13 protein-coding genes are annotated in these 14428 nt (G+C 42.9%); all 13 read right to left on the bottom strand.

From position 1 onward, the window contains the following. Positions 1-15: 15 nt before the first annotated feature. Positions 16-1770 carry an efflux RND transporter periplasmic adaptor subunit gene (locus tag AC27HD_RS13695; RefSeq protein ID WP_338853900.1) on the bottom strand — a complete coding sequence of 585 codons (1755 nt, stop codon included), beginning with the start codon at positions 1768-1770 and terminating at the stop codon, positions 16-18. Beyond that, positions 1770-3155 (bottom strand): TolC family protein, encoded by a 1386-nt coding sequence (locus AC27HD_RS13700; RefSeq protein WP_338853901.1) that lies wholly within the window; start codon positions 3153-3155, stop codon positions 1770-1772. Before AC27HD_RS13700 ends, AC27HD_RS13695 begins: the two co-directional genes overlap by 1 nt. Continuing rightward, positions 3155-3652, bottom strand: coding sequence for a DUF411 domain-containing protein (locus AC27HD_RS13705; RefSeq protein ID WP_024017190.1), 498 nt, complete (start codon positions 3650-3652; stop codon positions 3155-3157). Before AC27HD_RS13705 ends, AC27HD_RS13700 begins: the two co-directional genes overlap by 1 nt. Before the next feature lie 103 nt (positions 3653-3755). Continuing rightward, positions 3756-4133 (bottom strand): hypothetical protein, encoded by a 378-nt coding sequence (locus AC27HD_RS13710; RefSeq protein ID WP_189408562.1) that lies wholly within the window; start codon positions 4131-4133, stop codon positions 3756-3758. Positions 4134-4321: 188 nt separating this feature from the next. After that, a complete protein-coding gene (locus AC27HD_RS13715) occupies positions 4322-5533 on the bottom strand; it encodes a permease (RefSeq protein WP_487106544.1) in 1212 nt (403 codons plus the stop codon). Between the two features lie 255 nt (positions 5534-5788). Continuing rightward, on the bottom strand, positions 5789-6421 hold the full coding sequence (locus AC27HD_RS13720; protein WP_334019628.1) for a cation diffusion facilitator family transporter: 633 nt from the start codon (positions 6419-6421) through the stop codon (positions 5789-5791). Positions 6422-6527: 106 nt separating this feature from the next. Beyond that, the gene (locus tag AC27HD_RS13725) at positions 6528-9638 is read right to left on the bottom strand and encodes an efflux RND transporter permease subunit (protein WP_487106671.1); all 3111 of its coding nucleotides are present in this window, start codon (positions 9636-9638) and stop codon (positions 6528-6530) included. A 60-nt stretch (positions 9639-9698) separates the two neighbouring features. Next, entirely contained in the window at positions 9699-10628 is a 930-nt protein-coding gene (locus AC27HD_RS13730; protein WP_487106546.1) for an efflux RND transporter periplasmic adaptor subunit, read from the bottom strand. Beyond that, complete coding sequence (locus tag AC27HD_RS13735; protein WP_487106548.1) at positions 10621-12018, bottom strand: TolC family protein; 1398 nt, start codon at positions 12016-12018, stop codon at positions 10621-10623. The genes AC27HD_RS13730 and AC27HD_RS13735 overlap by 8 nt, the downstream gene beginning before the upstream one ends. A gap of 71 nt (positions 12019-12089) precedes the next feature. After that, positions 12090-12467, bottom strand: a complete 378-nt coding sequence (locus AC27HD_RS13740) for a hypothetical protein (protein WP_487106550.1) — start codon at positions 12465-12467, stop codon at positions 12090-12092. 19 nt (positions 12468-12486) lie between these two features. Beyond that, on the bottom strand, positions 12487-13386 hold the full coding sequence (locus AC27HD_RS13745; protein WP_487106552.1) for a cation diffusion facilitator family transporter: 900 nt from the start codon (positions 13384-13386) through the stop codon (positions 12487-12489). Continuing rightward, positions 13373-13738, bottom strand: a complete 366-nt coding sequence (locus AC27HD_RS13750) for a DUF3703 domain-containing protein (RefSeq protein ID WP_487106554.1) — start codon at positions 13736-13738, stop codon at positions 13373-13375. Before AC27HD_RS13750 ends, AC27HD_RS13745 begins: the two co-directional genes overlap by 14 nt. Continuing rightward, the gene (locus AC27HD_RS13755; protein ID WP_487106556.1) at positions 13735-14361 is read right to left on the bottom strand and encodes a cation efflux transmembrane domain-containing protein; all 627 of its coding nucleotides are present in this window, start codon (positions 14359-14361) and stop codon (positions 13735-13737) included. Before AC27HD_RS13755 ends, AC27HD_RS13750 begins: the two co-directional genes overlap by 4 nt. Between the last annotated feature and the right edge of the window lie 67 nt (positions 14362-14428).

Consider the following 14428-nt stretch of genomic DNA (forward strand, 5'->3'; position numbering starts at 1 on the left):
TCCTAATCTCCCTATTTAATGGTTCGAATGATCGACAACAGCTTTCTGTTCATGATTTGTCTCATGTTCGTCGCTGTTTTTTTCATTTGCTTCAAGGGAAATTTCAGTGATAACCAATTCATCTCTCACTTCAAACGTGAAAGTGACGTTGTCACCAACATTAAAGTCAGCTATTTCTATATTTTCCGCGACGATAAAATCCATCGTCGCAGCAGGTCTATCCCACTTCTCTATTGGGCCTCGACTAATATTGAAAGTGCGATTGCCTAAGGTTATTTCATTAATTAAACCTGAGACTGTTGCAGAGGATACTTCTGGCTGACTCATGATATGAATACCAGTTACTTCATATCCACTATCTTCGGTTTTAGACACCTCGAAGTGTAAAGATTGACCTGACTTTAAAGAGTCAACATCAACATTCTCAGCCACATTAAAGTCCATTGTCATTTCCGGCCAATCCCAAGCTTCAGCCGGGCCATGTGTAATATTGACCATACGATGTCCTGTCATGACGCTGTTTACTTCACCCTGCATCCAGATAGAGTTCGGCACCTCATCATGTGTCATACGCTTAAAGTCTGATGACTTACTTGATTCCGAATCAATTAGGAATTGAGCAGACGTAACAACAACATCATCTTCATTTAAACCGCTCAGAATCTCGATACTATCTTTATCAACTCGACCAATAGTTACCTCAATTGATTTAAACTGTCCGTCACCTAAGGCGAGGACGACTCTGTCTTGCTTGCCTGTGCGTATGACCGCTTCTTTAGGAACAATAATCGCACTGTCGGCTTGATTCGCATGGATCGAAACTTGTGCGAACATATTGGGCTTTAATTGAAAATCAGGATTACCAAATTTCAAGCGAACTCCAAGTGTGCGAGTTTTACTGTTTAATGCTGGGTAAACATAGTCAACCACACCTGTCCAATCTTCTCCGGGCAAGTAGTCTAGAGTCATCGATACTGGCAACCCTTCTTTGATAAGCGCTGCATCTCGTTCAAACACTTCAGCCTCTACCCATACTTGGTCAAGTTTGCCGATACTAAGCAAAGTATCTCCCGGTTTCACATAGAAACCTTCTCGTATCTTTAACCCATCTACAACACCTGCTTGAGGCGAATAAAAGGTAATTGTTTGTTGAACTTTTTTTGTTTGCTCTAGTTCTTTAATCAAGCCTGCTGAAAGTTGTAAGGCTTTAAGACGATCTTTAGCTGCCGTAACTAACGAGCCGTTATTGCGCTTTAAGGCGATTAACAATTCTTCTTGAGCATTAACTAACTGGGGAGAATATAAGCTGTAAAGGGGTTGACCTTTTTCTACAGGGTCACCCTCAGCCTTAACGTATAGTTTTTCGATCCAGCCATCAACACGTGGGTGGATATGAATTAGTTTATCTTCGTCATATTGTACATAACCCACCGTAGAGATTTCAGTGTGCATATTTTCTAGCTCAACAGGTGCGGTACGAACACCAAGATTATTCACCACATGAGGAGCGACCCTAACAGCACCGGGGCCGAAGTCATCAGTTGATGATTCATCTTCATACACAGGAATTAAGTCCATCCCCATAGGAGATTTACCGGGCTTGTCCCGGCGGTAGTTAGAATCCATCGGGGCAACCCAATAAAGCGGCTTTTTCTCTTCAGAATTTGTTTTCGGTCCTTCAGAGTTAGGATTTAGGAATAAACCCAATGTCCCAGCACCTATTGCTGCACCAATGATGATCGCGATAATTATTTTTGTATTAGATGACATTATTTCTCTCCGAATTTACCAGTGTGTGCGGGTGCTGATTTTGAATGTGACTGTGCGAAGAAATAATTGATACGAGTTACTGTTTTCAATGCATCAACATCTATTTTTAGTGCGGAAATTCTGGCATTAAGCATTGCGATTCTAGCTCGAACAACTTCAGAAAAATCACCATCATCGTTGGTATAAGCAGTCAACGAAGCTTCTGCTTGGTCGTGGGTTTGCGTAAGCAATTGTTCTTTATATATTGACTGCCTTTCTGATAGTCTTTTCAGCTGCCTTAGCTCTTTTTCAATTTCGCTAATCATTTGTTTTGTTAACAGCAATTTCTCTGTTCTGACAGCTTCTGTTTCCGCGATTGATGCGGCAACTTGTTTATCTTGTCTATTTTCAGTGAATAACGGTAAATCAAACGTCACACCAACAGAAAACAAGTCTGCTCTATTATCTCCTGATGGCATATCATCACGATAGGCATAGCTGGCGTTTACTCCCCACTGGGGCTTATATTGTTGTTTGGCTATATCAACAGCTGTTTCAGTCACTTTTTTCTGAACATCAATTGAGCGAATCGCAGGGTGATTTTCTAATTCTAATGCCAGAGCATTTCGCGAATAATGAGCCTTCTTTAAAAATGCGGGGGTTTGCAATCGAATTTCAGGTAGAGTTTCTGAGACATTGAATGCCATTGGTTGCGCGTCAAAATCAAACGCTTTTTCATAGTTACTGTCATCATAAAGATGAAGCCATTCGTTTAGACGAGCAATTGAGGTTTCTAATTTTTGCCTCTGGACTGTCAACCTATCTTCCAATTGAACGATTTCTAGTTGTGCTCGAATGACATCTTGTTGTCTTGTTTTTCCAATCACATTTGAGTAACTGGCTTTTGCTATCTCCGCCATCTGCTCAAATAGTTCCCAATCGTTCTCGATTAACTTAATGGTTTGTTGCGCTAGAAAAGCGTCTAACCAAAGTTGGGAAACTTCACTTTTCAATTTCGCCTTACGATTTTCGCGTAACAGCGGGTATTTAGTTGATTCGATTTTTAGCTGTTGTCGTTTGAGTTCCAAACTATCTCCTCTAGGAAACATTTGAGAAACTCCAACTTTAAATTGAGTCATACCTTCCTGATCTAAGTTCCATGTATCTGTTGGTAAATTCATCATGCCCACAGACATAATAGGGTCAGGCAATGTTCCAGAAGCTATACTGTTATACTCAACAGCTTGCTGTTTCAACTTGCTGCCGTGCAGCCAAGGGTCATTTTGCTGTGCTAATGCTATCGCCTGATCAAGTGAAATGATCTTTTCTGCTTGGGCATAAAATGCAGAAAACCCGATCATTAAACTAACAGTAATCTTTAACAGACTTGGAATTCCAAATTTCATTAGAATTGCTCCTCATAGGTTTTCACCTCTGCATACACTTCGCTAGTACCATCTTTAAATAGAATCAACACGTTATAAGGCATAAAACGTTCACCTACTTCCATCCCCGGAGAGCCAACAGGCATCGCTGGGACTGACAAACCAATGGCGTTGTTGTGTTTTTCAGCTAAAAATTGTTTTATGAATTTGGCAGGCACATGCCCTTCAAACGCAAAGCCATTTCTAGTAACGGCTGTATGACAAGAGCGATAATTAGGTTTGATACCGTACTTAGTTTTTATATTGGAGATGTTGCGGTAATCTTTGGAGTGCGCAATCACCCCTTCATCTTCAATATGGGTTATCCACTTTTTGCAACATCCACAAGTCGGAGTTTTGTAGACTAATAACTCGATTAGCTTTGCTTCGACATGACTTTCATGATTATGCTCGGTAGCGTGAGTAAACGCTGGTATTAGCAGTATAGCTACCGCTAACTTAAAAAATAATTTGATCATTTTGCCCCCAGACAATGCTGGATAAAATATAGGCGCAATAGCGCTTAATTAATTAACAAGAAAAGTTATTCTGTGCGTAAATTTTGGACGCACTAACCCTGTGTTAGGCAAATATTGGTGGACGGAAAAGGGAAGTAGACATTGACTTTGGGTGTTCAGCGCCTTGGTTCACTATAGCTTCAGTAAAGCCCAAAATATCAGGTGAACCATTGTTTGAATTCAAAAATGTGACTGATGTACATGCATTTGCAGGACAAATACAGTCTACGTCGCAGCAGTCTTTTGAACTTGAAGCACTAGCCTTCATATCACCATGTTCCATACCTTCATGAGACTTCATTGAAGAGTGTTCCATAGTCATATGAGATTGATGAGAATCTGCCGACATTTCACAAGACATAGATGTATAAGCAAATGCTTGCCCAACAAAGGCAGTAAGCATGGCAACAACAACTAAGACTTTTGAAAGTGGTTTAAACATACAGTTCTCTTAAAAATACCTTATCATGATAATCTAAACTTGTGTTTGTGTAAATGATACAGAGCATTCCCTCTCAAAAAAAACTAACTGAGCACAACGGTTATCAGCAATTCAGATATGACTGTATAGACGAGGCTAGAAGTAGGCTCGATGCAAGTCGCCCAATTTAAGAAAACTGCGCTTGTAGATTAGAAAAATGGAAGCACAGCCACACCAATTGCAAGCCATCCATACGCGACAATCGAAAGCGACAGCAGTATCCAGTCGCCAAGGCTTCGATTAATTGACATCGATTTTTCTTTTTTATAGTACTGCCAAACGATGAATGCAGTGGTTAGCGCGAGAAAGAGCAAGTTCAAGAAAAACGTGTAGTCTATGTTAAAAAACTCACGATCTGTCATTGACTGAAATCCTGAAGCATCAGGCAAGTGTCCCAAGAGATCGAGTCCATAGTGCATGACGAGCGATACGCCCACAAGCGCACATAGAAATACAATCAGTATATAAATGGCCATTTTCCAGCCATAGTACTGCGCCTGAATCCGCAACACTGGAAATACCACCAGATCACTAAAGATAAACGCCATTACTCCAGCGAAACTTACCCCCAGCCCGAATAACACGGCCGCTAGCGGAATGTTGCCCATGGAGCCGATAAAAGTAAAAAAGGCCGCGACGGGGCCAACGATGGTTTGCGCAAGAATTTGCAAAAAGGAATTCGATTCTTGCCCGGCTCCGATGAAAAGTGATTGAAAAAATTCAGTGGGAACAAATACCGCAATGATACCGGCGACAGTGAATCCAATGGTTACATCTTTCCATACCATCTTCCATTCCATCGTGTAGCGGCTAGCAACTTGGTGCCATCCCGCTTTACTCACTATTTTATCTTTCCAGCTTTTTTCCTTGCTATTCGCTTGGTTATCGCCACCTTCTGCTTTTTTTGCATGCTCTCGCGACTTTTCCTCAAACTCTTTTTTACACGTCAGTTTGACCAACAGCCAAACGGCTAGGATAAGTAGAATACCACCGACATATTCTCCTACAACAAACTGCCACCCAAGAAAGATAGAAATGATTATGCCTAATTCCACCACCAAATTGGTGGACGCCAACATGAAAGCAAGCGAAGGGATTAAGCCTGCACCTTTTGCAAATAGAGCACGCGTTGTTGATAAAGCCGCGAAGGAACAGGAACTGGAAATAAAACCAAAGAAAGTGCCCAATGCGACGCTTTTGGGTCCGGTTTTTCCCATGGACTTTTGCATTCTCTCTTTGGTGACAAAAACTTGGATCATTGAGCTTATTAGGTAACCAAGCGCGAAGGCCCAAAAAGCCATCCAAAATAGGCCCAAAGTAGTGTGGGCGGCCTCTTGCCATTGCGTTAAAAACTCACTCATGTTTCCCCTCCTTTCGCACGATGTAAATCTAACCCTGATTCAGTTAAAAGCTTTATGGATTCCTGTTGATTTTTATATCCTAAACATTGGCTAAATGGCTTCGTACACTCTGTGTAGTCTTCCGAAGACTAGGCGCTTCGTTTTATCTGCTCAGTTAACAGCATTACCTGATAAAAATCTAAGTAACTAAAAAACGATTATAGTTTCTATACTATGAATTAAGTCAGTTTTGAGAGAAAGTATTGTATTCGCCAGTTACTTCTTATCAACGTTGATTTCTCTTGCTTTAGTGTAGGCCTCCCAACCTTCTTTTGCTGCATAAGGTACAATGAGCAACGCCGCCACAGGATCTGCCCACCACCAACCTAACCAATTTACCAATAGCAAACCAGCAAGAACAACGATAGTCTGGTATAAACAGATAAAGGTATCTTTGGCATCGGCAAGTAACGCTGGGCTGTCCAGCTTACGACCATATTTTCTTTTGAAATAAATAAGAATAGGGTTGATAAGCAAAGAAGTAACTAAAATGATTAACCCCATAGTGCTCCAGCTTGAAGTTTGCTGACTAAGAAGTTTTGTAATTGAATCATAAGATATAAATATACAGACCAAAGTAAATGATACTGCAATCACGTAGAGAGTAATTTTCTTCCGTCTATTTACCTGATCTTCATCAATTCCTTTAAGCTCACCGTGTAGACGCCAGCCAAGGGTGGCAGCACTTATCACCTCTATTGTGCTGTCCAATGCCCATCCTATGAGCGCTGAACTATTGGCAATTATTCCTGCTATTAAAGCGACTATTACTTCAATTGCATCATAGATGACATTTAATATTTGAAGCGTTCTCGCCTTTTTCAAATCACTTTTTCTTGTTGGTTCCATACTTTCCTGCAACGTCAAAAAATGAACGACACGACAATATTCTAGTTTCGCCGTTCTGGATAATTCGAAATAAGGGCTTTCGTCATTAATCAGAAAGCCCTTAACATTAGATCGCAGTTTTGCTGTGAACGAGTCTATAGAGTACAGGTAGTACAACCAGAGTTAACAAGGTAGAGGATATGAGCCCACCAATGACCACGGTTGCCAGAGGTCGCTGCACCTCTGCGCCAGTACCTACGTTAAGCGCCATGGGCACGAAACCAAGACTCGCCACTAACGCGGTCATCAGCACTGGCCGCAAACGTGTCATTGCACCATCAATAATCGAGTTTACTAACTCGCCAGTTTCTTCCATCCTCTGCCTGATAAAAGACAGCATCACCAGACCATTCAATACAGCAATACCAGAGAGCGCGATAAAACCAATCCCTGCGGATATTGAAAGAGGCATATCTCTGATCCAAAGCGCAAAGATGCCGCCAGTTAATGCCAAAGGGACGCCTGTAAAAATTATCAAGGCGTCTTTGACTGAGCCGAATGCAATCACAAGTAATGCAAGGATCAGAAAAAGCGTTGCGGGCACAACCAAACTCAGTCGCTGACTTGCGCTTTCCAATTGCTCAAACGTACCGCCATAACTTATCCAGTAGCCACTTGGCAGTACCACATTGGCTGCGATCTGCTCTTTAGCATCATTCACAAAAGAGCCTAAATCACGATCTCTCACATTTGCTGTGACTACGATACGGCGCTTTGCGTTTTCTCGACTTATTTGACTGGGTATATTGGTATATTCAAGCTCAGCCACCTCGGCGATTGGCACATACTCACCATCATTGGTCATGATGGGTATATTTCCCAGTGCTTCTAAGTTATTGCGAATATCTTCAGAATAACGAACAACAATCTCAAAACGTCTGTCACCTTCAAATACCAAACCAGCTTCTTTGCCGCCAACGGATGCACTTAACCATGTTTGCAAGTCAGTTACGTCTAAGTTGTAACGCGCCAGCGCATAAGGTTTCGGGTTCACCGTGAAGATAGGGATCTCATCTACTTGTTCTACTCGTGCATCAGCAGCGCCCGGAATACCTTGTAATACCGCTAAAACATCACCAGCTGAATCCCGCAGCTTATCCAGATCATCACCATAAATTTTGATCCCTAAATCTGCTCTAACGCCGCTAATCAATTCGTTAAAGCGCATCTGTATGGGTTGCGTAAACTCATAGTTATTGCCGGGCACATTTTGAAGATCCCGTTCTAATTGCTCGACAAACTTCGCTTTCGATAATGCAGGGTTTGGCCATTCATCAATGGGTTTTAACATTACAAAAGTGTCGGTGACATTGGGTGGCATAGCATCAGTAGCCACCTCAGCAGTACCCGTTTTAGCAAACACGGTGTTTACCTGTGGGTATTGCATAATGACCTGTTCAAGCCGTTTTTGCATATCGACAGCCTGCTCAATTCCCGTGCCGGGCACTCTCATTGCATGAAGGGCGATGTCACCCTCATCAAGTTGCGGCACGAATTCAGAGCCTAGACGCATCCCAAACCAAACACTGATGATAACAAGCAATGTCGCAGCACCTACGACTAACCATCGTAATTTTAATGCCCACTCCAATACAGGGCGGTAAACTGATTTAGCCCCTGTTATTATTGGACTCTCTTTTTCACTAACCTTGCCTGACATGAACATAGCAACGGCTGCGGGCACGATGGTGATTGAAAATATCATTGCCGCTAACAATGCCAATATTACGGTAGCCGCCATTGGGTGAAACATCTTCCCTTCGACACCTGTTAAGCTAAAGATAGGAATGTACACAATCGTGATTATCATCACGCCAAAAAGACTTGGGCGTATCACTTCATTCGTTGCCTCAAATACGACTTCCAGCCGTTCTTTAAGAGGCAGTATTGCACCCGTTCGCCGCTGCGATTCACTTAACCGCCTAATACAGTTCTCCACAATAATAACTGCACCATCGACAATCAGTCCAAAGTCTAACGCGCCTAAACTCATTAGGTTCGCGCTTACGCCCGTTCTTACCATACCTGTTATCGTGGCAAGCATAGCAAGAGGGATGACAGCAGCGGTGATGATGGCAGCTCGTATATTGCCCAATAGTAAAAATAGGACGACAATAACCAGCAATGCGCCTTCAATAAGGTTTTTTCGTACTGTGTTGATGGCTTTATCTACCAGCGCAGTGCGATCATAAACACTTTGAATAAGCACGCCCTCTGGCAAGCTTGCTTGGATTTCATCCACTTTATCAGCCACGTCTAGCGCAACAGCTCGGCTATTTTCGCCTATTAGCATCATCGCTGTGCCAAGCACAGTCTCTTGTCCTTCACGTGTTGCAGCGCCCGTTCTAAGCTCCTTACCGATGGCGACCTCTGCAATATCATTTACCGTAACGGGAGATTGGTTTGTAAGCGTTACCACCACGTTACCGATGTCCTCAACGCTTGATAGTCTCGCTTGTGAACGTACTAGTATTTGTTGGCCGTTGCGTTCAATGTACCCAGCGCCCTGATTAGCGTTATTTCGCTCCAATGCCCGCAATAAATCGTCAGTACTAACGCCGTAATTAAGCATGAGTTGAGGATTAGGCTTCACATAATATTGTTTAGTAAAACCGCCAATAGCATTAACCTCTGTTACCCCTTTCACTAAGGCCAGTTGAGGTTTCACCACCCAGTCGTGTAACTCACGAAGCGCCATTGCATCAAACTTTCTGCCATCGGCAGTTACTGTGCCGGGCTTCGCGCTAAGCGTGTACATGTAGATTTCACCCAATCCTGTGGCAATCGGCCCCATCTCAGGCTCAATACCATCGGGTAATTGGCTTTTGATAATGCCTAGCCGTTCGTTTATGAGGTTTCTGGCAAAATAGAGATCCGTGCCTTCTTCAAAAACGGCCGTCACTTGTGACAAGCCATAGCGCGATAGTGAACGTGTGTAGTCTAAGTTTGGTAAACCTGCCAAGACGTTTTCTACCAAAAAGGTGATACGCTGTTCGGTTTCAAGCGGTGAATAGCCTTTTGCTTGTGTGTTGATTTGTACCTGAACATTAGTGATATCGGGTACGGCATCAATAGGCAGCTTTTGATAGCTGAATAAGCCAAAGCCAATTATCAAAAAACAAAGCATCAGAAAAATGCCGCGCTTTTCGATTGCGGTGCGAATAATGGAAGCTAGCATCATAAGCCTCCCTTAAAACTACACGCCAATTGGCAGGAAAACATTTTATGTGGTGAGGCGTTAATGATCATGGCCTGCCTCCGATTTTTCTAAATCTGCTTTAATCATGTAACTATTGGAAGCCACGACACGTTCGCCTGTTTCAAGGCCACTGATGACCTCGATATAGTGACCATCTGAGATCCCAAGCTCGACCGCTCTGGGCTCATACTCATCACCCTCAACCACAAACACAACTTGCTTGGCTTCATACTCTTGCACAGCAGATAGAGGAACAGCATGATTGACTGACTTAGTTGATGTCGTAACCTGTGCTTTGACCAGCGTACCGAGTGGCCAATATCCAGTACTATTGTCGACAGTTACATTGGCAAGAGAGTGTGGATTGCCATCAGCGGAAGGCGTAATGTAAGCAATTTTGGAGGTTTGGTTGAAACCTGCGTGGCTTAGGTCAACTGACTGTCCAACCTTTATGTTGCTAAGCATTTGCGAAAAAACGGTTAGTTGTGCCCATACTTTTTTATAGTTAGCTAACGAAAAGAGTACTTGCCCGTTTGATAGCTCACCATTATTCGCATGTCGCGCAATCACATTGCCATCAAAAGGTGACGTGATGGAATAACTTTTCAAACTCTCATTGGACTCCACAACTGCTAAAATATCGCCTTTCTTAACGGGGTCTCCAATATTAACTTTTACATCCTTAATAACGCCGTCAAAGCGTGCTCTTATATGACTTAATGAGGCGGGATCTGCACTAATTCGTCCGTAAAGTGTAGCTTTTACCGCAATTTCGCGTGCGAGCACGGGAGTTGCAGAAATACCGCTATGAATTGCTGTTTCATTGCTCATCCTTACGACTTCACCTGCGTGATTGCCTCTATCGTTGGAATTTGCATCACTTTGTTTATAACCTGCGATTGCGGTGAAGCTATAAAGGCTAAGGGTGAAGATAGAAATAAGTACTTTTTGTAGTGTGAATTTATTCATAATCATGACTTCTTATCGAAATGTTAGATGACTGCTGCCAATTGTTTTGGTGACTTGAGTGCGTTGAGTCATCATTGTGTTCAGTCGTCAGCGCGAGACCTGTGAGTGTTTCAATTTCTGTTTTGCTTAAATGCACTTGAGACGCCGACTCTATTAATGTCAGCTGGGTTGCCAGAAGTTCCTGTCGAGTAATTACCCATTCCAAGTAGCTAAAACGGCCTTCTAAGTAGGCGCTCTCAACTAAATCTAATGCTTCTTTTAAGGGGGGGATTACGTTGAGTTGAATCGTTTCAACCTCTAGCAATGCACGTGTATGTTCGCCTAACGCTTGATTAATTGAATGTAATAGACTGCGAAGGTTGCTTTGTTTTTGCAGCTCTATTGCGTCAAGACGTGCTTTATGTGCTTCGTATTCACCAAGGTTTCGTTCTTTTTGAAACAGTGGAACGCTAATTCCGGCTACCAGTGCCGTCTCATCAATACCTTGCATTCTTTTAATCCCCGCTGACCACTCAATATCAGCGAGGTTATTCGCTTGCGCTAGACGAAGCTGCGCAGCTTGCACACGGCTTTGTTTAGCGAATAGATCAATATGAGGGCTGCTTTGGATTGCGACTGCCAGCGCATCAAACGACTCAATCTTATTAAAAGCAAAAAGATCGCCTTCCACACGCTTAAAGCTTGGTGTCTGCTCACCCCACATGATGGATAAACTGCGCAGGCCAAATCGAAGGTCTTGTTGAGCGAGACTAACATCGAGCTTTGCTTGGGCAAGCGCGGCTTGGGCGCGTTTTTGTTCTAACAAGGGGGATGCGCCTGCTTCAACGCGTTTCGTTACGGCATTCAATGTATAAAGTGCAAGTGTCTCTGCATCTTTTATTACCTCTAAGTTCGCCTGCAATACGAGTACTTTGATGTATCGACGATTAAGCTCACCGAGGATATCTAAGGTGCGTATTTGCTTTTCAACATCTTGCTGTATTCTCCGTTCAGAGAGTACATTCAACCTTGCTGCTGGCTTATCATTGAGCTGTAATACTGATGAAAGTGTCAAGGTAACTTCAAGCTCTTTGAGACCCGATACCTCGCCGGTTCCCAAAAAGTTTTCTAATTCAACCCCGGCATTCAGTGCTGGTTTAAGCGCTGCCGTTTTTGACTCTCCGTCTATAACACGTTGTTTAAATTCAAACTCATACAAACTTGGATTGTTGGCAAGTGTCATTCTAATAGTGTCTTCAAGAGTCAGCGTTTCTCGTATTGGCGCTTGAACACTTTCGTCTACAAATCTGTTAGCTTGCACCGCATGTGCGGTCGGTGGACTGAGTAATAAGCCCAGTATGCAACTGCACACAATGACAGGTGCATGCACGAAAATAGGAAACATTTTCATTGGAATATCCTAATAATTTATCAATGTTTAGCGTCGCGAGTGTTATCAGCGCGGCACTATCGAAAAAAGTACTAGGACGTAATTTTGGGTGGGCGAAGTAATCGGTTAATAGGTGCGTCAATTACCGCATCTAAATAGTTGAAATTGTGGATTGAAACCACTGTTTTCAGACTGTTGATATGATTCTGACTAACCCACTGTGCATGTGTGCCATGGCAGTGGCCGCAATGGTGGCAATCAGCAGGATTGTGATGCTCTGTACTTACTTTATCACTGGTATCATTGGCAGACAGCTCAGACTGCTCTTGCTTGTGTTCTGAATGCTTATGCTCGTGTTGCAAGTGCTGAGTGTCTATTGCATGAAAATCTAACGAATTCGCCACAGCAGAAAACGACTGAAAGAGTATCAGCGAGATCACGATGTAACTTATGCGTTTTAGATTTTTCATGTATGAAAGTCTACCAAGCCTATTTCACTTCGTCACGACATTGTTCATTAGCAAATTCCAGCTCAACAGTCGTATGTTCGAAATTATATTTTTCTAACGAACTGTGTATGCTTTCTTTGAGTGACTGGATGTGCTCAAGACTGACATCTCCATCAAGAACAAGATGGACAGTCATTACGTTACGCTCACCGTCTAGAGACCAAATATGGGAATGATGAAGATCACTTACCTTATCGTTTGCAAGTAAATCGCCTCGAATATTTGAAAGCTGCTCTTCATCGGGCGTTGCTTGCAAAAATAGCATTAGGGTTTCTTTGAGATTGCGAAACACATTGAAAAGGATGAACAATGTAAAGCCAATGGATAAGATTGCATCTAAAACAGGCCAAGGCTTAAACATTAAGACGATGGACACGATAAATACTGCTACCCAACCAAGCACGTCTTCCAGCAAATGCCAGTTAAGCACCCGCTCGTTTAATGAGTCACCTTCACTCAGTTTATAAGCTGCAAAACCGTTTACTGCCATCCCAAAGATAGACAATAAAACCATCCCTTCAACTTGGGGCATTTCAGGCTCAGCCAAACGAGGTATCGCTTCAAACAATATCCAAATGGAGCCTACAGTCAGCACAATACCGTTGATCAATGCACCGAGTAAGGAAAACCGTTTGTAGCCGTATGAGAATGTTTGATTAGAATCTTTATCGCTAAGCTTGTTTAATCCCCACGCTGTACCAATTGACAGACTATCGCCCAAATCGTGCACTGCGTCAGCCATAATAGCGGTGCTGTTGGTAAGCCATCCACCAATGAATTCAATAACAGTGAACACCACATTCAAGAAAAACGCCCAGCCGATACGTTTAGACGCGTCGGCTGAATTCCCATGCGAGTGTGAATGGTTATGACTGTGCATTTCTAATTTTTTCCAGTATGGCTTTATTTTCGGGCGAAATGGGCATTGGCTTGAATGGACTCACGTTCGCCCCACCAGTATTGCCCTCAGGCAACAAGCCAATTGCTGTTTTAGTCAGCGCACCTAGCATTCTAAAAATTTGCCCAGATACCTCTTTAAGGTCGCGGCGTTTTATTCCAAACTTAAGCATCTCATAATGCACTCGTGTGTGGTGGTATGTAGAGTGCTGACCGATAACATGAGCATCCTCTAAGGCCTTAAATGCTGCTTTATTGTCATTGTTCGAGAAGGATTTATGCGCGGCGCTCAGTTTTTGAAGTATGTAAGGCTTTGCTGCTTGATTAAAACTCATACGATCTCTCCATTCGTTGAGCTGTTTTCACGGAGTTCCTGTCTGGCGTCTTTTAGAATTAAGACTGCGCCGCGTAACACTACGATAGAAACAATAAAACCTATGACCAAATCAGGCCAACGAGTATCAAACAGATAAACCATCCCACCCGCTAATATCACTCCCATGTTTGCAATGACGTCGTTTGCAGAGAATATCCAACTTGCTCGCATATGCACCTCACCATTTTTTTGTTTTCTGATTATCGCCAAACATATAACGTTGGCGATAAGTGCAACACAGCCCATGCCCATCATAAGCATAGATTCAGGCTCACTTCCAAAGGTTGCGCGACGAGCTATGTCAAACAAAATTAATAGGCCTAATGCCAATTGAAAATATCCACTTACCTTTGCAGCATTGGCTTTGTGAACAATTGTTTTCCCTACTGCATATATACCAACACCGTAAACGACTGCGTCAGCCAGCATATCAAGGGAGTCTGCAATAAGCGCTGTTGAGTCAGCGATAAAGCCTACACTCATTTCAATGATAAACATCACAGCATTGATGCCCAATAGCCAGTAGAGAACTGCCTTTTGTTCTTGGTCTTTTATCTCTATTTCGCACCCACAACCACTCATAAAAACACTCGCTTTGCTCACTTATGACAAAAGTGTAAACTCTATACTTGGTATAGGGTCAAGCAAT

The organism is Alteromonas sp. 4NS20-0143, from assembly GCF_057542855.1.

What these genes read in the sequence shown, in the direction of transcription:
- AC27HD_RS13720 (WP_334019628.1), bottom strand. Translation starts at nt 6,421, where the DNA reads ATGGAACCAACAAGAAAAAGTGATTTGAAAAAGGCGAGAACGCTTCAA.
- AC27HD_RS13710 (WP_189408562.1), bottom strand. Translation starts at nt 4,133, where the DNA reads ATGTTTAAACCACTTTCAAAAGTCTTAGTTGTTGTTGCCATGCTTACT.
- AC27HD_RS13695 (WP_338853900.1), bottom strand. Translation starts at nt 1,770, where the DNA reads ATGTCATCTAATACAAAAATAATTATCGCGATCATCATTGGTGCAGCA.
- AC27HD_RS13735 (WP_487106548.1), bottom strand. Translation starts at nt 12,018, where the DNA reads ATGAAAATGTTTCCTATTTTCGTGCATGCACCTGTCATTGTGTGCAGT.
- AC27HD_RS13705 (WP_024017190.1), bottom strand. Translation starts at nt 3,652, where the DNA reads ATGATCAAATTATTTTTTAAGTTAGCGGTAGCTATACTGCTAATACCA.
- AC27HD_RS13730 (WP_487106546.1), bottom strand. Translation starts at nt 10,628, where the DNA reads ATGAATAAATTCACACTACAAAAAGTACTTATTTCTATCTTCACCCTT.
- AC27HD_RS13715 (WP_487106544.1), bottom strand. Translation starts at nt 5,533, where the DNA reads ATGAGTGAGTTTTTAACGCAATGGCAAGAGGCCGCCCACACTACTTTG.
- AC27HD_RS13755 (WP_487106556.1), bottom strand. Translation starts at nt 14,361, where the DNA reads ATGAGTGGTTGTGGGTGCGAAATAGAGATAAAAGACCAAGAACAAAAG.
- AC27HD_RS13700 (WP_338853901.1), bottom strand. Translation starts at nt 3,155, where the DNA reads ATGAAATTTGGAATTCCAAGTCTGTTAAAGATTACTGTTAGTTTAATG.
- AC27HD_RS13745 (WP_487106552.1), bottom strand. Translation starts at nt 13,386, where the DNA reads ATGCACAGTCATAACCATTCACACTCGCATGGGAATTCAGCCGACGCG.
- AC27HD_RS13740 (WP_487106550.1), bottom strand. Translation starts at nt 12,467, where the DNA reads ATGAAAAATCTAAAACGCATAAGTTACATCGTGATCTCGCTGATACTC.
- AC27HD_RS13750 (WP_487106554.1), bottom strand. Translation starts at nt 13,738, where the DNA reads ATGAGTTTTAATCAAGCAGCAAAGCCTTACATACTTCAAAAACTGAGC.
- AC27HD_RS13725 (WP_487106671.1), bottom strand. Translation starts at nt 9,638, where the DNA reads ATGCTAGCTTCCATTATTCGCACCGCAATCGAAAAGCGCGGCATTTTT.